Raw genomic sequence first — 17,081 nt, 5'->3', positions numbered from 1 at the left:
AGAGGGGATCGGCAATGGGCCATCATGGTCGGGAAGGGCGTGGGGATGAATCTGGCCCGATCCTAGGATTTGCCGCCCGTGTGCAACAGTCCTGCAACGGTGGCGCTGTTGAGCGCCGGTTGCCGGGTACGCATCTTGCGGCCCGCGCCTCACATTTTTCGGAGACGCGCATGAAGGTTCACCAGTTGAAGGCCCTCGTCGCCGTCGGCGACCACGGCAGCATTCGCGCTGCGTCGCGCGCCGCCGGGCTGTCGCCGGCGGCGGTGACCAAGGCGGTGCGCGAGCTCGAGGAAGATGTCAGGACGCTGCTCATCACGCGCGAGGCCAAGGGCGTGACCTTCACCGATGCCGGCCGGGCGCTGCTGGTGCACGCGCGGCTGGTCGTGGGCCAGCTGGCGCGTGCCGAGGAAGAGATGGCGCAGCTATCGGGCCGCGGGCGGGCGCCGCTGCGCATCGGCGTGAATTCGTGGCTCGCCCTGACCTGCCTGGGCGACGTCGTCAAGCTGTTCCAGCAGCGCATGCCGACGGTGCGCCTGGAGTTGATGGAAAGCGTGCTGACGGTCTCGATCCCGAAGCTGCGCGACGGCACGCTGGACTTCTGCATCGGCCGCGCCGGCCCGGCGTCCACCCATGAGGACATGGCTCACGTGCCGCTGTTCCGCACCAGCTCGGCGGTGGTGGGGCGCGAAGGCCATCCGCTCGCGCACAGCCGATCGCTGGCCGAGCTGCGCGATGCGCAGTGGCTCTTGAACTGGACGCCCGGCGACGACCCGGCAGACCCGCATGAGGACGTGTTCGCCCGCTACCTGCGCGAATGCGCGCCGACTGTCCACGTGGCGCATTCGACGGTGATCGTCACCAGCCTGATCCGCAGCACCGACATGCTGACGCTGATGCCTTGGCCCCTGGTGGAGGCGATCGCCGGCCGCGAGCAGCTCTGCGTGCTGCCGCTGGCCGAGCGCCTCAACGAGACGACGGTGAGCCTGATCTCGCGCCGCGGCGACCCGATGAGCGCGGCCGCGCGCTGCTTCATCGAATGCTTCAACGCGGTGGTTTACCGCGCGCTCGGCTCCGACGATCCTGCGCGCCGTCGCTTGTTCCATTCGATCGACGGACTGGCGCTGAACGACCAGGCCTTGAGCGAGATGGCGCGCGCGCAGGGGTGGGACAGCCGGGTGCTGCTCGGCCCCGGTGCGACGATGCTGCCGCCCGACCCGGGCAGCGCGGCGGCGCACTGAGATCTCACGCCTGCCGATCAGCCGCGCTTGGCGAACTTGAGGTGCGTGACGCCCGGCGCGGCCACCGTCCGCACGAGCTCGAGGCCACGGAGCTGGTCGCCGACGTTCTCGAACAGCCTTTCGCCGCTGCCGAGCAGCGTCGGCACCAGGCTGATCTCCATCTCGTCGACGAGACCGGCTGCCAGATACTGCTGCGCGGCCCTGGCGCCGCCGGCGAGCGATACGTCCTTGCCTCCGGCGGCGCGCTTCGCCATCTCCAGCGCGTCCTCGATGTCGGTGGTGACGAAGGTGAAGCGCGTTCCGCCCTCGCATTCGAGCGGCTCGCGCGCGTGATGCGTGAGAACGAAGACGGGATGATGGAAGGGCGGGCTGTCTCCCCACCAGCCCTTCCACGGCGTGTTCGCATCCCAGGAGCCGGGATGCCCGCCGAACATGTTGCGTCCCATGATCGTCGCGCCGATGTTGGCCAGCGATTCCTCGACGACCGCCGCGCTTGCATTGACTTCCCCGCCTTCCTGGCCATGGAGCCTGCGAAACACCTCGAGCTGGAAGGCCCATTCGTGCAGGCGCGTGCCGCCGATGCCGAGCGGGTTCTGCACGCTCTGATCGGGACCGGCCACGAAGCCGTCGAGTGACATGGCAATCTTGAAGCGCAGTTTGGGCATGTCGCGTCTCCTGGTGATCCTGCATTGTCAGCCCACCAACATCACGCTGGAGGCGATGGGGGGCTAACCCGGCGCTAGCAGCTAGCGCGCGATGCCGATGGTCGCGGTCGCGGTGTAGCCGGCCGTGATACTGCCGGTCATGGCGGGCGTCATGGCGGCGATCTGCGCCGCGGTGTTGTCGCTGAACACGTTGTCGGTCGTGAGCGAGACGGCGGCGAAGTTGTTCACGCTCGTGGTGTAGCCGGTGGCGTAGGGGTAGACCGCGCTGCACGCCGCGCTCGGCATCGCCAGCTGCGAGGTCAGCACCGCGTTGCGGCCGGTGGTGGCCGTGGCGAGGCTCGCGAACACCTCGAAGTGCATGTGCGGCCAGCGGCCGGCGTAGCAGCCGGGGAAGATCGTCGTGAAAGTGACCTGGCTGTTGGCATCGGTGACCTGCACACCGCGCAGGTAGCTTTCGGCCGCGGCCGTGTACAGCGAGTAGTTGCCGTCGCGGTCGCAGTGCCAGAGGTAGATCGCGTAGCCGGCCAGCGGAGCACAGCTCGAATTGGTGTTGACCAGCGTCAGCGTGAGCGTGGTCAGCACGCCGGGTGCCTGCGTCGTCGTGCTGATGAAGCTGCTGCGGATGTCGCTGCGGACGATGCCGCTGGCCCGCGAGGCTGCTCCCGTCGGAGCCGCCGCCACCGCAGCCGGCCAGCAGGAGTGCCGAGCCGGCGGTGGTGGAGCCCAGCCATGCCAGCGCTCTGCGGCGCTGAAGGAGCTGCGCCGAGATCAGCGGAAGATCGTCGGCCAGATGGTGGCCATGCGACGGTTCGGTGAAAGCGTGGCTGTTGTTGTTCCGCGTGGGGTGTGAATCGTGGACTGACACTGTGGCTCCGTGGGTGGGTGGAGCCCCGAGCTTCGAGCCACGATGTTGCCGGCGGATTTCGCCGCCTTGCGGCTTTGTTGCGAAGCCGGCGGAACTAGCCGCGCGTCACGGCAGGCACGAACATGTAGCCCTCGTTGCGCACCGTGCGGATCAGGTCGGCGCGTGCATCGCCGAAGCTGAGCTTGCGCCGCAGGCGGCTGACCTGAACGTCGATCGCCCGGTCGTAGGAGTCGCTGTCCGAGCCCAGCGCGTAGTCCACCAGCTGGTCGCGCTGCAGCACGCGCCGCGGATGCTGCGTGAAGGCGCGCAGCAGGCGGAATTCGCCGTCCGACAGGCTGACGACCGCGTTCGCCGGGTCGTACAGCACCCGCCTCCCACGGCGGCACCGGTACCGGTATCCTCACGCAAGGCCCTCCCCCTTCCTGCCGACACGCCGCAACCGGCGGCCGCCGAGCCAGTGGCGCTCGTCCCACCCGCTGCATCCGTTCCGTCCGTCCCGGCGGCGCCTTCCGCGCTGCAGCGCGTGCCGGCGGCGCGGCCCGCCCAGCGGCCGGTGCCCGAGGAAAAGAGCGTGTCCGTCAACCCGCCGGCGCGCGGCCTGTTCGGCCTGGCGCCGGCGCCCTTCGTCGAGGGCGACTTCATTGCTGCGATGCGGGTCGGCGATGGCAACTGGGCCACGGTGCAGCCCGTGCCCGAGCCCTTTCCGAACGCCTGGCAGCGCCGCGTGCTGCTGTGGTTCCTGATCGCCGCGGCCGTGGTCGCGCCCGCGGGCTGGATGTTCTCGCGCCGGCTGGTGCGGCCGATCGCCGGCTTCGCCCATGCCGCCGAGCGGCTCGGCCGCGACCCGGCGGCGCCGGTCCTCGCGCTCGAGGGGCCGGCGGAGCTCGGCCGTGCGGCGCAGGCCTTCAACCTCATGCAGAGCCGGCTGCGCAGCTTCGTCGATGACCGCACCGCGATGATCGGCGCCATCAGCCACGACCTGCGCACGCCGCTCACGCGCATGCGCTTCCGCATCGAGGACGTGCCGGACGACATGCGCACCGGCATGCTGCAGGACGTGGAGGAGATGGAGCGGATGATCAGCTCGGTGCTGGCCTTCATCCGCGATGCCTCGGAGCCGGGTTCGCGCGAGCGGCTGGACCTGTCGAGCCTGCTCAAGGACGTGGTGGACGACGCGGCCTTCGTCGGCAAGGACGTGCGCCTGGAGCGCAGCGAGCAGGCCGCGGTCGAGGTCGACGCGATCGGCGTTCGCCGGCTGCTCGACAACCTGATCGAGAACGCGGTGAAGTACGGCGAGCAGGCGCGGGTTCGACTGTTCATCGACGAGGACAACGCGGTGGCCGAGGTCAGCGACAGCGGACCGGGGCTGCCGGACGATGAGCTGCAGCGGGTCTTCCAGCCCTTCTACCGCGCGCCCGCCGCGCGTGCGTCCGGCAAGCAGGGCAGCGGGCTGGGCCTGGCTGTCTGCCGCTCCATCGCACGCGCGCATGGCGGCGAAGTGCAGCTCAAGCGCGGGCCGCGCGGGCTGGTGGCGCAGCTGCGGCTTCCGCTGGCCTATCGCGAGGCTCTGGTCTAGCGACATGCTTGGACGCTGGGCACGCTTTCTGCTGTACTCGCGGCATGAATGATGTCGCCTTGAGCACCCCCACACCTGCGGCCGGCCGCGCCGCCGCTCCACTTTCGATCGACCCAGAGCGCCTCTGGGATTCGCTGATGCAGCTCGCGAAGCTCGGTGCTACCGAGAAGGGCGGCGTCTGCCGCCTCGCGTTGACCGATCTTGACCGCCAGGGCCGCGAGCTCTTCGTGCGCTGGATGAAGGAAGCCGGCTGCAGCGTGCGCGTCGATGCGATCGGCAACCTGTTCGCGCGCCGCGAAGGGCAGGACGCGAACCTGCCGGCCGTGGCCACCGGCAGCCACATCGACACGCAGCCGACCGGCGGCAAGTTCGACGGCAACTACGGCGTGCTCGCGGGCCTGGAGGTGCTGCGCACCTTGAACGATGCCGGCATCCGCACTCTGGCGCCGCTCGAGGTCTGTGTCTGGACCAATGAAGAAGGCTCGCGCTTCGTGCCGGTGATGATGGGCTCGGGCGTCTATGCGGGCGCCTTCACGCTCGCGCATGCGCTCGCCGCCACCGACCGCGAAGGCGTGACGGTTGCTGATGCGCTCCAAGCCATCGGCTTCGCGGGCGACACGCCGGCCGCCGTGGACGACGGCGCACCGCGCTTCGGCGCCTACTTCGAGGCCCACATCGAGCAGGGCCCGGTGCTGGAAGATGCCGACATTCCGCTCGGCGTGGTCACCGGAGCGCTGGGCCAGCGCTGGTACGACGTGGTCGTGACGGGCCAGGAAGCGCATGCCGGCCCCACGCCGATGCAGTTGCGCCGCGACGCGCTGCAGGGCGCCACCGGCCTCATGCAGACCGTGCATCAGATCGCGATGGGCGAGCAGCCCAACGCCCGCGGCACCGTCGGCTATGTGCAGGTGCATCCCAATTCGCGCAACGTGATTCCCGGCCGCGTGACCTTCACGGTCGATTTGCGGCACACGGACGACGAGGGCCTCGACCGCATGGACGCGCAGCTGCGCGCGGCCTGCGCGGCCCTGCAGGCACAGGGCGGGCTCACGGTCGAGGTCGAGCAGACCGTCTACTTCCCGCCGGCCCACTTCGCGGAGCCGCTGGTGCGCGCGGTGCGCGAAGGTGCCGAGCGTGCCGGTCTTGCGCATCTCGACATCGTGAGCGGCGCCGGGCACGACGCGGTGTACGTCGCGCGCACTGCGCCCACAGCGATGATCTTCGTGCCCTGCAAGGACGGCATCTCGCACAACGAGATCGAGGATGCCAAGCCCGAGCACCTCGCGGCCGGCGCCAACGTGCTGCTGCACGCGATGCTGGACCGCGCGGGGATCGCGCAGTGATGCTGCTTGCGCAGCCGCTTACCGCAGAAGCCTTTGCGCCTTACGGCACCGTGCTCGCGGCCCCCGCGGGCGAGGGGCGTCTCATCAACGGCGGCAATGCCGAACGCTTCGATCTGGTCGACGACCTGCAGCTCGGCGCCGAGGGCGGCCGGCCGATGCTCGCGCTGTTCCGCGCGCAGGCGCGCCGCTTTCCACATGCAGTGACCGAGATGGAACGGCACGCGCTGGGCAGCCAGAGCTTCGTGCCGCTCGGCGAGCGCCGCTTCGTGATCGTGGTGGCGCCCGCGGGCCCTGCGCCCGCCGGCGAGGCGCTCGCCGCCTTCGTCACCGACGGCCGCCAGGGCGTGACGCTCGCGCCCGGCACCTGGCATCACGCGCTGCTGGCGGTGGATGCGGGCGACTTCGTGGTGGTGGAGCGGGTGGGCGCCGCGGTCGACTGCGACACCATGGCCTTGGCAGTGCCGGCAGACGTCGGGTTCATTCCACGTTGAGTACCTCGGTGGCGAGGCGATCGAGGTTCTGTTCGTTCGCCTCGACCACGACCTTGGCAATGCGCTGCCGTTCAGCCTCGGTGTCGAACACTTGGTGCCATCCGACCAGTGTCTTGGCTCCTCGCGCCTCAAATGTGATGGTCAATTGGAAGTGATGCTGAGACATGTGCTCGAAGACGATTCGCTCCGGCGCAACGACTTCGACGAAGACGCTCTCGTTGGGGTAGTTCGCACCGTCAGGCCCGTGCATGACGAAGCGCCAATTGCCACCGGGGCGCAGATCGAACTCGTGAAACGTGCTGGTGAATCCGTTCGGACCCCACCAGCGCGCCAGGTGGGCGGGATCGCTGAAGGCCTTGAAGACCCGCTCGCGTGGCGCGTCGATCAAGCGCGAGTGGACGAACGCGCGGTCCACGGTGGATTCGGCATGGGCATGGGGCTTTTCGTTCATGTGCAGCGTCCTCAATTGGAGCCGTTTGCCTTGGTGGCTACGGCGGAACTGCTCGTTGGAAAGCCCGGCAACGCGTCGTCGATTCGAAACCATGGGACCTGCTGCCGGGTCCACACATGATCGTCGATACGCACGCGCTGCGGTTCGTCCAGGCTGCCGACAGTGATCTGAACACGGTCCGCCAGCACTTCCTCGTGCATGCTGAGGGTGCTTCCGCATACCGGGCAGAAGCCGCGTTCCGCGAATGCCGAAGATCGATAGCGGGCGGGCTCGCCATGTAGCCAGCTGAAGTCCTGCGTGCGGAAATGAACGAAGGCCAATGCCGGCGCGCCGGAGTGCTTGCGGCACATGGCGCAGTGGCAGATGACGCCACGGATAGGCGCCGAGATGGCGCGATACCGGATCGCGCCGCAGAGGCAGCCGCCTTCGAAGACCGTCGCTTCGCTCATGGTTGCCCCCTTGTGCGTCGTTGCGTTCAAAATCCAGCCCATCCCCAAACCGAGGTTCCCATGACCCGCACTGTCGCCGAAAAACGCGCCGCCTTTCGCGCCCTCCATGCCGAAGGCTGCTTCGTGCTGCCGAATCCCTGGGATCTGGGCAGCGCCCGTTTCCTGCAAGGCCTGGGCTTCAAGGCGCTGGCCACGACGAGCTCGGGCTTCGCCTGGTCGCGGGGCCAGGCCGATGGCGCGCTTTCGCGGGAGACCATCCTCGCCCATCTGCGCGAGATCGTCGCTGCAACCGATCTGCCGGTGAACGCGGATTTCGAGAGCGGCTTCGCCCCTGATCCGCAAGGCGTTGCCGAAAGCGTGCGGATGGCCGTCGAGACCGGCGTGGCCGGGCTGTCGATCGAGGATTCGACAGGCGACCCGGCGCATCCGCTTCATGCCATCGACGTCGCGGTCGCAAGGCTTCGCGCTGCACGCGGGGCGATCGACGAGGCGGGCGGCGACACCTTGCTGGTGGGACGCGCGGAGAACTTCTTTCAAGGCCGGCCGGACCTCGACGACACGATCGCCAGGCTCAAGGCCTATGCGGAGGCGGGCGCCGACTGCCTCTACGCGCCGGGCATCCGCACGCGCGAGCAGATCGCCGCCGTGGTGGCTGCCGTCGCACCCAAGCCGGTCAATCTGCTCGTCGGATCGACCAGCGAGCTCACCCTGCAGGACATTGCCGAACTCGGCGTGCGGCGCGTCAGCGTCGGCGGTGCGCTGGCGCGAGCGGCATGGGGTGGATTCATGCGCGCGGCCCGCACGCTTTCGGAAGAGGGGCGTTTCGACGGCTTCGCGGACGCCGCCTCGGGCAAGGAACTCGATGCGTTTTTCAGTGGGCGCTAGCCCGCCTGCTGCGCCCGCGTCAGCACCGTTCGCACGGCGTAGCCGTCGCGGTACACGCCCTCGATGGTTCCCATGACGGGATCATTCATGGCCGCCGTCACGAACTTTTCGTCATCGGTCCTGTAGACGACGATGGTTCGCGCCGAACGCGCGCTGAGCGTGCGAGCGACTCCGGTGGCCTGATTCAGCGTGCGATAGGTGTTCATGCAAGTCCCCTTTGGCGCGCGAATGCTAACGCGAAGGTACTCAATGCGACACGGTGTCGAGCGTGGGATCTGGCCTCAATACGGCAAAAGGCCACATTTTCCGAAGGTATCTGAGCCGGGCGGCTATCCCGCGATGCGCTCCGCCAACGCGATCAAGGAACGATCCGACCCCGCCGGCCCGAGCAGCGACATGCCCAGCGGCGCGCCCTCGCGCTGCGCCAGCGGCATCGAGAGTTGCGGAAAACCGCTGAGTCCGGCCACGCACAGCATGCGGATCGCGCGGTTGCGATAGTCCTCGAGGCTGCTGTCGGCGGCATCGCGCCGCGGCGCGATGTCGGGCATGGTGGGCATCAGCAGGACGCCGTCGGTGCCGAGCAATTCTGCGAGTTGAGTGCGGAAGGCGATGCGGAAGGCGCGCGCGGCGTTGACCTGCGCGTCCGTCACGTCGCGCGACCAGGCGAAGCGCTCGGCGACGCCGGGGCCGAGCGGCGGCGCGTAGCGCTCGATCAGCGGGCCGTCGGTGAGCCAGGACTCGCGTCCCTGCACGTAGCGGAAGTTCCAGTACATCGCGTCCCAGGATTCGAGCGCGACCTCGACCGGCGACGCCTTGCCGAGCAGCGATTGCACGCGCTGGGCGGCGCCGTCGAGCGCGTCCTTGACCGGCGCCTCCAGCATCGCCCACAGGTCCGTCGGCCACAGCAGCCGAAGCCTGGCCGGCAGCGGGTTGGCATCGGCCTCGAGCAGCACGTCGGCCACGCGCGCGAAGGTGCCGATGTCGCGCGCAAACCAGCCGCAGGTGTCGAGGCTGGGCGCAAGGTCGAGCGCGCTTTCGAGGCTGACGCGGCCGTGCGTGGGGCGCAGGCCGTACAGGCCGCAATGGTTGGCCGGCGCGCGTACCGAGCCGCCGGTGTCGGTGCCGAGCGCGAAGTCGCACAGGCCCGAGGACACGGCCGAGGCCGAGCCCGAGGACGATCCGCCCGTGATGCGGTCCTTGGCCGCGCCGTTGATCGGCGCGCCGAAATGCGCGTTGTTGCCGTTCATCGAGAACGCGAGCTCATCGGTCACGGTCTTGCCCGCGAAACGGGCGCCGGCGTCGAGCAGCTTCTGCACGGTCGGCGCGGTGCGCGTCTTGATGCCCGACATCGCGAGCACCGTGGGGCTGCCGCCGCCCGTGGGGTAGCCCGCGACATCGAACAGGTCCTTGACGCCGAAGCTCAGGTCGGCCAGCGGGCCGGTCGGCGCGCCGCGGACGGGCACGTCGGGGTAGGGGACGAAGGCGTGGGCGGGGTCGTGCAATGGCATGGTGGCGTGTTGAGTGAGGTTCAGGCGACGACCACCGGCGCGATGGCCGCGGCGGCGCCGGTATGGATGCAGCGCGCGCGATGGCCCGGTGCGAGTTCGACCACCGGCGGCTGCGCCGCGCGGCAGGCTTCGCTCGCGAGCGCGCAGCGTTCGGCAAAGGCGCAGCCCGGCGATAGCGCCGACAGGTCGGGCGGCGCACCGCCGATGGTTTCGAGCCGGCTGCCGCGCGCCAGCGCGCCGTGGGCGCGGCTCTTCAGCAGCGCGATCGTGTACGGGTGGCGCGGCGAGCGGATCAGCTCGCGCGCCGTACCCTCCTCGACGATGCGCCCGGCATACATCACGGCGATGCGATCGGCCACCTCGACGGCGGCGCCGATGTCGTGCGTGACGAACACCACCGAGAGGCCCAGGTCGCGCTGCAGTTCGCGCAGGAGCAGCAGGATCTGGATCTGCACCGTGGCGTCGAGCGCGGTGGTGGGCTCGTCGGCCAAGAGCAGCTGCGGCCGGCAGGCCAGGGCCAGCGCGATCATCGCGCGCTGCCGCATGCCGCCCGACATCTCGTGCGGATAGGCCGCAAGCCGGCGCTCCGGGCTCGGGATGCGCACGCGCTCGAACAGTTCCAGCGCGCGCCGGCGCGCCTCGGCGGCGGACACCGGCTCGTGCCGGCGGATCGATTCGACGATCTGCGCGCCGACCGAGTAGACCGGGTCCAGCGCCAGCAGCGGCTCCTGGAAGATCATCGAGGCCACCTTGCCGCGGAAATCCGTGAGCTCGGCCTGCGTCATCGCCAGCACGTCGCGCCCGGCCACGCGGACCTGGCCGCCCATGCGCGTGCGGCGCTCGGGGTGCAGGCGCAGCAGGGTGCGCATGGTCACGCTCTTGCCCGAGCCCGATTCGCCGATCAGCGCGACCACTTCGCCGCGCTGCACCTCGAGGCTCACGCCGCTCACCGCATGCACGGGCTTGCGGCCACCAGAGAAGGTGACACTGAGCTCGCGCAGGCTCACCATGGGTTCGGGCGCGCAGGAGGGTGTTGATGAGGTGTCGGACATGGAAGTCATGCGGCCTGCGCCAGCGCTTGAGCCATCGGATGCCCGCTGCCCGGCTCGTGGATCAGGCAGCTCACGGCCTGCTGGGCGCCGGCGATCACGCGCGCCGGTACCTGCTGGCTGCACACCGGCGCGGCCAGCGCACAGCGCGGGTGGAAGCGGCAGCCCGAGGGCGGGTTGATCGGGTTCGGCGGGTCGCCGGCCAGCGCCGCCTCCTCGGTGCGGTGGTCGGGGTCCATCGAGGGCATCGACGAGAGCAGGGCGCGCGTGTAGGGATGCGCCGGCGCTTCGTAGAGCGCGTTCGAGGGGCCGATCTCGGCCACCTGGCCCAGGTACATCACCATCACGCGGTCGCTCATGTAGCGCACCACGTTCAGGTCGTGGCTGATGAAGACGTAGGTCAAGCCGAACTCGGCCTTCAGGTCCAGGAGCAGGTTGATCACTTGCGCCTCGACCGACTTGTCGAGCGCGGACACGGCCTCGTCGAGGATCACCATGCGCGGCTGCAGGGCCAGTGCGCGCGCGATGTTGACGCGCTGGCGCTGGCCGCCGGAGAGCTCGTGCGGATAGCGCTCGGCAAAGCGCTGCGGCTCCAGGCCCACCCGCGCGAGCAGGTCGCGCGCGCGATGCACCGCCTCGTTGCGCGCCACGCCGTGCACCTGCGGGCCGAAGGCGACCGAGTCCTCGATCGTGAGGCGCGGGTTCAGCGAGGCATAGCTGTCCTGGAACACCATCTGCACCTGGCGGCGGAATTCCTTCAGCGGCAGGTCGCGGCTGCCCACGGCGCGGCCGTCGAAGATCACCTCGCCGGCCGTCGGCGCGATGAGCTGCATCAAGAGCCGCGCGGTGGTCGACTTGCCGCAGCCCGATTCGCCGACCACGCCGAGCGTTTCGCCCTTGAGTACCTCGAAGTCCACGCCGTCGACCGCGCGCACCACGCCGCCGCCGCGGCCCAGCGGGTCTTTCTTGAGCGGGAAGTGCTTCTGCAGTCCGCGGATCGCGAGCAGGGGCTGTGCGGGGCCGCCGATGTCGTTGATTGCTTCCATCGGATCAGCCCTTGTTGTCCATCGCCGAGCGCAGGCCGTCGGAGAGCAGGTTGAAGGAGATCGAGGTGATGAAGATCATCACGCCCGGCAGCGCCGCCACCCAGGGCTGCACGTAGATCGCGGTGCGCAGGGTGTTGAGCATCAGGCCCCACTCGGGCTCCGGCGGCTTCACGCCCAGGCCCAGGAAGGAGAGGCCCGAGGCCAGGATCATCGAGACCGCGATCAGGCTGGTCGCGTAGACGAAGATCGGCCCCAGCACATTGCCCAGCACGTGCACGCGCACGATGGTGAAGGCGTTGGCGCCCGAAGCCCGCGCGGCCTCCACGTAGTCGCGCCCGCGCACCTGCGTGGTCACGCTCTCGGCCACGCGCGCGATCTGCGGGATGAACACGATGGTCAGCGAGATCAGCGAATTGACCACGCCCGCACCCAGCACGCCCGACAGCGCGATCGCCAGCAGCACCGAGGGGAAGGCATAGAACACGTCGATGGTGCGCATGATCGCGGTGTTGACGATGCCGCCCGCATAGCCCGCGAGGATGCCGATCGCCGCGCCGAGGACGAAGGCGCAGATGACGGGCGTGATGCCGATGAAGAGCGACAGGCGCGCGCCGACAATCAGGCGCGAGAGCATGTCGCGGCCCAGCTCGTCGCTGCCCAGCGGCAGGCCTTCGGTGCCGATCGGCTTGAGCCGCTTCAGCATCGACGACTGGTACGGGTCCGCCGGCGCAAGCCACGGGCCGAAGACGGCCAGCGCGATCAAGAGCAGCACGACCAGCGCCGCGCCCATCGCGACCGGGTCGCGCGTGAAGCGCAGCATGGCCGAAGTCCAGTAGCCGCGCGAGCGCTGCATGGGCAGCGACGAAACAGTCGAAGCAGAGAGGGGAGCTGGCAGAGCCGACATGGTCGTCCTCGTTTCAGGCGCGAGCTATTCGGGGGTCGAGCAGCGTCTGCAGCACGTCGACCACCAGGTTGAGCAGCACGAAGAACAGCGCGAGCACGAGGATCGTGCCTTGCAGCAGCGGCAGGTCGCGCTGGAAGATCGCGGAGTTCAGCAGGAAGCCGGTGCCGGGCCAGGAGAACACGGTCTCGATCAGGATCGAGCCGCCCAACAGGTAGCCCAGCTGCAGGCCCATCACGGCCAGCGCGGTGGGCGCCGCGTTCTTCACCATGTGGCGGAACACGCCGAAGTGCGTGAGCCCCTTGGCGCGCAGGCCGACGATGAACTCCTGCTCGAGGATCTCGGCCACCAGCGCGCGCACGGTGCGCGCGATGATGCCCATCGGGATCACCGACATCGTGAGCGCGGGCAGCACGAGGAACTGCAGGTGCTCCCAGTCCCAGGCCCAGTCGTTCGAGCCGCCCGGGCCGGCGCCGGTGGCGGGCAGCCACATGAGCTGCGAGGAGAACACGATCACCATCACCATGCCCAGCCAGTAGTGCGGCACGCTCACGCCCAGCACCGACAGCATGGAGGCCGCGCGGTCGAGCCAGGAGTTGCGGAAGTAGCCGGCGACGAAGCCGAACAGGCAGCCCAGCACGAAGCCGATCGCGGTCGCGACCACCGCCAGGCGCAGCGTGTTGCCGACCGCAGTCAGCACCTCGCCGGCCACCGCGCGGTTGCTCGCGATCGAGACGCCCAGGTCGCCGTGCATCGCGCGCCACACCCACAGCACGAACTGCTCGGGCAGCGAGCGGTTGAAGCCGTAGAGCTCGCGCAGCTGCGCCTGCAGGTCGGCCGAGGCATCGGGCGGCAGGATCGACACCAGCGGATCGCCCGGCGCCAGGTGCACGAGCGCAAAGCACACGAAGGCCACGCCGATCATGATCGGGATGGCATAGAAGACGCGGCGCAGGAGGTAGGCGAGCATTGAATGGGTTCTCCAAACCCCGTTCGCCCTGAGCTTGTCGAAGGGCTCGCCCCAGCGGGGTCCGGCTTCGGCAGGCTCAGCCCGAACGGTTGGGCGGTCTCAGTCCATGCTCATGGTTGCAATATCGATGAACCAGCTCTTCGGCTGCACCACGTTCTTGACCTTGGCCGACAGCGCGCGCGGGCCGACGTCATGCGCGATCCAGACGAAGGGCGCGTCGTCCACGATGTACGCATGCAGCTTGGCGAGCGCGGCGTCGCGCGCCTTGTCGTCGAAGCTGGTGCGGGCGTCGGCCACCAGCTTGTCGACCTCGGGGCTGCCGTAGTAGCCCCAATTGTTCGACACCGGCGGGAAGGCCTTGGTGCTCACGAAGCGCACCATCGCGAAGAAGGGGTCCATCGCCGCGAAGCTCACGTTGGTGGCATTGGCGCCGTTGGCCGATGCGTCCTTGGCGCCCTTGCGCCAGTTGGTGAACAGCGTGTTCCATTCGATCACGTCGAACTGCACGTCGAAGAAGCATTGCTTCAGCGACTGCTGCACGAACTCGTTCATCGGCAGCGGCTGCATCTGGCCCGAGCCCGAGGCCGAGATCTGGACCTTGACCTTCACCGGCTTGGCGGCCGAGAAGCCGGCTTGCGTCATGAGCGCCTGCGCGGCCTTCACGTCGTACTTCATGTCGAACTTGGGGTTGCCCCACCACGGGTGGCCCGGCGCCACCGTGCCCTTGGGCTCGGCCATCATGCCGCCCAGCAGCTGCTTCAGGCCGCCGCGGTCGACGCAGAGGTTGGCCGCCTGGCGCACGCGCTTGTCGAGCCAGGGCGAGCCTTCGACGAAGGAGAGCTGCCAGGGCCAGACGTGCGGCTGCGCGTTCGAGTAGATCTTGAAGCCGCGCTGCGTGATCTGCGGCATCGCATCGGGCGCGGGCGCCTCGATCCAGTCGACCTGGCCGCCCAGCAGCGCAGCCGTGCGTGCATTGGCCTCGGGCATCGGCAGCATCACGACCTTGTCGATCTTGGGCACGCGCTTGGCATCCCAGTAGCTCTTGTTGGCGGCCAGCTCTAGGCGCTCGCGCGCGACGAAGCGCGTGACCTTGAAGGGACCCGAGCCCGCGGGGTCGGCCGCGAAGGCGGTCCATGCGGCCTTCGAGCGCTCGGCCGGCACCGTCACGCTGGCCGGCACGGCCTTCAGCTTGGCATCCCACTGGGCCGACGAGGCCATGAACAGGTTGGTGAGGTTGATCGGCAGGAAGGCGTCGGGCTCGCTGGTCGTGAGCTCGATCGTCAGGTCGTCGATCTTGCGGGCGCTCTTGAGCGTCGGCATGCGCGAGGCCGTCACGCCGACCTGGCTGGGGTCGAACTGCGGCGCTTCCTTGTCGAGCACCTTGGCCACGTTCCAGACCACCGCGTCGGCATTGAAGGCCGAGCCGTCATGGAACTTGACGCCGGGACGCAGCTTGAAGACCCACTTGGTCTTGTCCTTCGCGTCCACCGCCCAGGAAGTCGCGAGCGCGGGAATCACCACGCTGGGCGAATCCGCCTTCGAGAGGTCCCACTGCGTGAGCGAGTCGTAGATCGGGATGCCGGTGAAGCGGTTGCCCTCGAAGCCCTGGTCGGGCTGGCCCAGCGTGCGCGGAATGTCGGCGGCGGTCATCGCGATGCGCAGCGTTTTCTCCTGCGCGAAGGCGGCGGGTTGCGCCAGCGCCAGCGTCAGCAGCGCCGCGCAGGCGGCCAGGGGTTTCAGGGGCAGAGACGGAACGACACGCTTCACGGAGAACTCCTGTTCAGGGCAACAAAAATGGATTCGATGAGAAGTCATGCACGAGCCGTGCCAGTGCGGCTTTTCACGGGCGCGACCACAGCCGTTCGCAGCGCACGCGGCGCAGGTCCATCTCGACTTCCATGTCGACGATCGGCGGGCGCGTGAGCTGCCAGGTCAGCCCGCAGCCCAGCTCGCCGCGCCGGACGATCTCGTCGAACGCCAGCGCGCCGATGTCGTGCACGGTGTAGGCCTGCACGGCGCTGGCGTCGGCCCAGCCGAAGCCGAGCGCGGTGGTGCGCCGCTCCATCTCGCCCATGACGTAGCGCAGCTTCTCGCGCAGGCCGTCGCGGCTGGTGTCGCCGAGCCGCACCATGCCTTCGCGGTAGCTGGCCTGGCCGTCGCGCGCCTCGCCGCCGCCCGAGACCACGAAGCCGGCCTGGCCGGGCGCGTCGCCGGTCTCGACGGTGTAGGAGAAGGCATGGAAGGCCGGCGCGGCGGGCACCCTCACGAGCGGGCAGACGTTGGTGCGCGCCACCGGATTGCGCTCTCCGCGCGCCAGCCCCCAGCGTTCGAGCGTGCCCGCGTAGTGGCGGTTGAAAGCCTCGAAACCCGCTTCGGAGAACGGCGCGGGCGAACGCAGCTCGCAGGCACACAGCGCCGCGAGCGGGCGCCCCAGCGCGGCCAGGTGGGCTGCGATCGCCTCGAAGCCCTCGGCCAGCGGCAGCGCCTCGGGAAACACCATGCGCTCGATCGCGTAGCCGGGCAGCGCAGCCACGCCGCCCGAGTACTGGAACACGCCCTTCAAATAGCGATAGCCCCCTTCGGGGAAGTCCTCCAGCTCAGCTGCTGCTGCCATTCGGTTCCTCCAGATCAGCAGCCACTCTAGGCAAGGGCTGCGCCGGAGAGAAGGCCGATTCAGGCATGCGCATGTTGCCGAAATCAGAACGCCCGCCGGCCTTGCCGCCGTAGCGGCCCATGGCGGTGGCCAGCAGTTCCAGCAGCGAGCGCGCGGCCGGCGAGAGGCGCTGCGTCGGCAGGGTGACGAGGCTGGTCGCGGTCTGCGCGAAGTCGCGCTCCTTGAGCGGCACGGCGCAGAGGTCGCCGTTCGACACCTCGTGCAGCGCGGCATAGCGCGGCATCAGCGTGACCAGGTCGCCGTTGCGCACCACGCCGCGCGCCATCTCGAGCGTGTTGGTCTCGACCGCGAGCTCGAGTTCCACGCCCAGCTTGGCCGCGATGCGATCGACCAGGTGGCGGATCTGGAAGCTGCGGTCGGGCAGCGCCACGCGCTGCCCGGCGAGTTCGAGAAAAGACACCGAGCGCCGCTGCGCCAGCGCATGCGTGGGCGCGACCAGCGCGCAGAGCGGTTGTTCCAGCCGCGCATGCTCGCGAAACGGATGGCGCTCGGCCAGGTTGAAGGCCAGCGCCATGTCGATGCGGCATTCCTGCAGCGCTTCGAGCACCGCCCGCGAGCCCACCACCGAGACCTGTACTTTCACTTCCGGGTGGCGCTTCTGGTAGCGCGCCAGGTTGCAGGACAGGAAGTGCCCGACCATGCCCTCGATGCTGCCGATGCGCACCGTGCCCGAGGGCTTGCCGACCAGCTCCTGCAAGGCGGCGCGCAGGGCCGTGCTTTCCTGCAGGGCCGATTCGGCATGCGCGAGCACCAGTTCGCCGGCCGGCGTCAGGGTCGTGCGGTTGGCGCGCCGGTCGAGCAGCAGGATCTTGAGCTCGGTCTCGAGGTTGGCGATCTGCCGGCTGACCGCGCTGGGTGCGATGCCGAGGATTTCGGCCGCGCGGCGCAACGACCCGGCGCGCGCCGTTTCGCGAAAGTAGAGCATCGAAGTGGACAGCATCGTGGGGGTCTTCCTGTGGGTCCTCGCGGG

General features: G+C 69.3%; 20 protein-coding genes. 6 read left to right on the top strand and 14 right to left on the bottom strand.

What is annotated here, in order from left to right; genetic code table 11:
- Positions 1-170 precede the first annotated feature (170 nt).
- Positions 171-1,238 (top strand): LysR substrate-binding domain-containing protein, encoded by a 1,068-nt coding sequence (locus ACSQ86_RS25065; protein ID WP_436305501.1) that lies wholly within the window; start codon positions 171-173, stop codon positions 1,236-1,238.
- A gap of 17 nt (positions 1,239-1,255) precedes the next feature.
- On the opposite strand, the gene ACSQ86_RS25060 is transcribed toward ACSQ86_RS25065, so the two are convergent.
- Together ACSQ86_RS25060 and ACSQ86_RS25055 are read right to left on the bottom strand one after the other, a co-directional pair.
- The gene (locus tag ACSQ86_RS25060) at positions 1,256-1,903 is read right to left on the bottom strand and encodes a dihydrofolate reductase family protein (protein ID WP_436309772.1); all 648 of its coding nucleotides are present in this window, start codon (positions 1,901-1,903) and stop codon (positions 1,256-1,258) included.
- Between the two features lie 81 nt (positions 1,904-1,984).
- Complete coding sequence (locus tag ACSQ86_RS25055) at positions 1,985-2,485, bottom strand: hypothetical protein (RefSeq protein ID WP_436309771.1); 501 nt, start codon at positions 2,483-2,485, stop codon at positions 1,985-1,987.
- Between ACSQ86_RS25055 and ACSQ86_RS25050 the strand changes: the two genes are divergently transcribed.
- On the top strand, positions 2,469-2,753 hold the full coding sequence (locus tag ACSQ86_RS25050) for a hypothetical protein (protein ID WP_436309770.1): 285 nt from the start codon (positions 2,469-2,471) through the stop codon (positions 2,751-2,753). The two genes, ACSQ86_RS25055 and ACSQ86_RS25050, sit on opposite strands and share 17 nt — an antisense overlap.
- A gap of 109 nt (positions 2,754-2,862) precedes the next feature.
- On the opposite strand, the gene ACSQ86_RS25045 is transcribed toward ACSQ86_RS25050, so the two are convergent.
- Complete coding sequence (locus tag ACSQ86_RS25045) at positions 2,863-3,135, bottom strand: winged helix-turn-helix domain-containing protein (protein WP_436309769.1); 273 nt, start codon at positions 3,133-3,135, stop codon at positions 2,863-2,865.
- A gap of 90 nt (positions 3,136-3,225) precedes the next feature.
- Between ACSQ86_RS25045 and ACSQ86_RS25040 the strand changes: the two genes are divergently transcribed.
- The 3 genes from ACSQ86_RS25040 to ACSQ86_RS25030 all read left to right on the top strand — a co-directional run bounded on the left by ACSQ86_RS25040 (position 3,226) and on the right by ACSQ86_RS25030 (position 6,178).
- On the top strand, positions 3,226-4,344 hold the full coding sequence (locus tag ACSQ86_RS25040) for an ATP-binding protein (RefSeq protein ID WP_436309768.1): 1,119 nt from the start codon (positions 3,226-3,228) through the stop codon (positions 4,342-4,344).
- Between the two features lie 137 nt (positions 4,345-4,481).
- Positions 4,482-5,687, top strand: coding sequence for a Zn-dependent hydrolase (locus tag ACSQ86_RS25035; RefSeq protein WP_436310299.1), 1,206 nt, complete (start codon positions 4,482-4,484; stop codon positions 5,685-5,687).
- Positions 5,687-6,178, top strand: coding sequence for an ureidoglycolate lyase (locus tag ACSQ86_RS25030; protein WP_436309767.1), 492 nt, complete (start codon positions 5,687-5,689; stop codon positions 6,176-6,178). Before ACSQ86_RS25035 ends, ACSQ86_RS25030 begins: the two co-directional genes overlap by 1 nt.
- Here the strand turns inward: ACSQ86_RS25030 and ACSQ86_RS25025 are convergent.
- Both ACSQ86_RS25025 and ACSQ86_RS25020 read right to left on the bottom strand, forming a co-directional pair.
- Entirely contained in the window at positions 6,165-6,629 is a 465-nt protein-coding gene (locus ACSQ86_RS25025) for an SRPBCC family protein (RefSeq protein ID WP_436309766.1), read from the bottom strand. The genes ACSQ86_RS25030 and ACSQ86_RS25025 overlap by 14 nt on opposite strands.
- 11 nt (positions 6,630-6,640) lie before the next feature.
- Positions 6,641-7,078 (bottom strand): GFA family protein, encoded by a 438-nt coding sequence (locus ACSQ86_RS25020; RefSeq protein WP_436309765.1) that lies wholly within the window; start codon positions 7,076-7,078, stop codon positions 6,641-6,643.
- Positions 7,079-7,138: 60 nt separating this feature from the next.
- Here ACSQ86_RS25020 and ACSQ86_RS25015 point away from each other — a divergent pair, with 60 nt between their 5' ends.
- On the top strand, positions 7,139-7,963 hold the full coding sequence (locus tag ACSQ86_RS25015) for an isocitrate lyase/PEP mutase family protein (RefSeq protein ID WP_436309764.1): 825 nt from the start codon (positions 7,139-7,141) through the stop codon (positions 7,961-7,963).
- On the opposite strand, the gene ACSQ86_RS25010 is transcribed toward ACSQ86_RS25015, so the two are convergent.
- The 9 genes from ACSQ86_RS25010 to ACSQ86_RS24970 all read right to left on the bottom strand — a co-directional run bounded on the left by ACSQ86_RS25010 (position 7,960) and on the right by ACSQ86_RS24970 (position 17,051).
- Positions 7,960-8,169: a hypothetical protein gene (locus ACSQ86_RS25010; protein ID WP_093103933.1), complete on the bottom strand. Its 210-nt coding sequence runs from the start codon at positions 8,167-8,169 to the stop codon at positions 7,960-7,962. The two genes, ACSQ86_RS25015 and ACSQ86_RS25010, sit on opposite strands and share 4 nt — an antisense overlap.
- Before the next feature lie 123 nt (positions 8,170-8,292).
- The gene (locus ACSQ86_RS25005) at positions 8,293-9,471 is read right to left on the bottom strand and encodes an amidase (protein WP_436305492.1); all 1,179 of its coding nucleotides are present in this window, start codon (positions 9,469-9,471) and stop codon (positions 8,293-8,295) included.
- A gap of 20 nt (positions 9,472-9,491) precedes the next feature.
- On the bottom strand, positions 9,492-10,481 hold the full coding sequence (locus ACSQ86_RS25000; RefSeq protein ID WP_436310298.1) for an ABC transporter ATP-binding protein: 990 nt from the start codon (positions 10,479-10,481) through the stop codon (positions 9,492-9,494).
- A 47-nt stretch (positions 10,482-10,528) separates the two neighbouring features.
- On the bottom strand, positions 10,529-11,566 hold the full coding sequence (locus tag ACSQ86_RS24995; protein ID WP_093103938.1) for an ABC transporter ATP-binding protein: 1,038 nt from the start codon (positions 11,564-11,566) through the stop codon (positions 10,529-10,531).
- 4 nt (positions 11,567-11,570) lie between these two features.
- Complete coding sequence (locus ACSQ86_RS24990; protein WP_436293668.1) at positions 11,571-12,470, bottom strand: ABC transporter permease; 900 nt, start codon at positions 12,468-12,470, stop codon at positions 11,571-11,573.
- A gap of 13 nt (positions 12,471-12,483) precedes the next feature.
- The gene (locus tag ACSQ86_RS24985; protein ID WP_436293667.1) at positions 12,484-13,437 is read right to left on the bottom strand and encodes an ABC transporter permease; all 954 of its coding nucleotides are present in this window, start codon (positions 13,435-13,437) and stop codon (positions 12,484-12,486) included.
- 99 nt (positions 13,438-13,536) lie between these two features.
- Positions 13,537-15,204, bottom strand: a complete 1,668-nt coding sequence (locus ACSQ86_RS24980; RefSeq protein WP_436305490.1) for an ABC transporter substrate-binding protein — start codon at positions 15,202-15,204, stop codon at positions 13,537-13,539.
- Positions 15,205-15,277: 73 nt separating this feature from the next.
- A complete protein-coding gene (gene cnbZ, locus ACSQ86_RS24975; RefSeq protein WP_436309763.1) occupies positions 15,278-16,051 on the bottom strand; it encodes a 2-amino-5-chloromuconate deaminase CnbZ in 774 nt (257 codons plus the stop codon).
- A complete protein-coding gene (locus ACSQ86_RS24970; protein ID WP_436309762.1) occupies positions 16,035-17,051 on the bottom strand; it encodes a LysR family transcriptional regulator in 1,017 nt (338 codons plus the stop codon). Before ACSQ86_RS24970 ends, cnbZ begins: the two co-directional genes overlap by 17 nt.
- Positions 17,052-17,081 lie beyond the last annotated feature (30 nt).

Origin of the sequence: Variovorax sp. LjRoot130 (assembly GCF_964253755.1) — a bacterium.
Classification (GTDB): Bacteria; Pseudomonadota; Gammaproteobacteria; order Burkholderiales; family Burkholderiaceae_C; genus Variovorax.
Note: the sequence above shows the minus strand (reverse complement) of the source record. Positions and strands in the feature narration are given on the sequence as shown.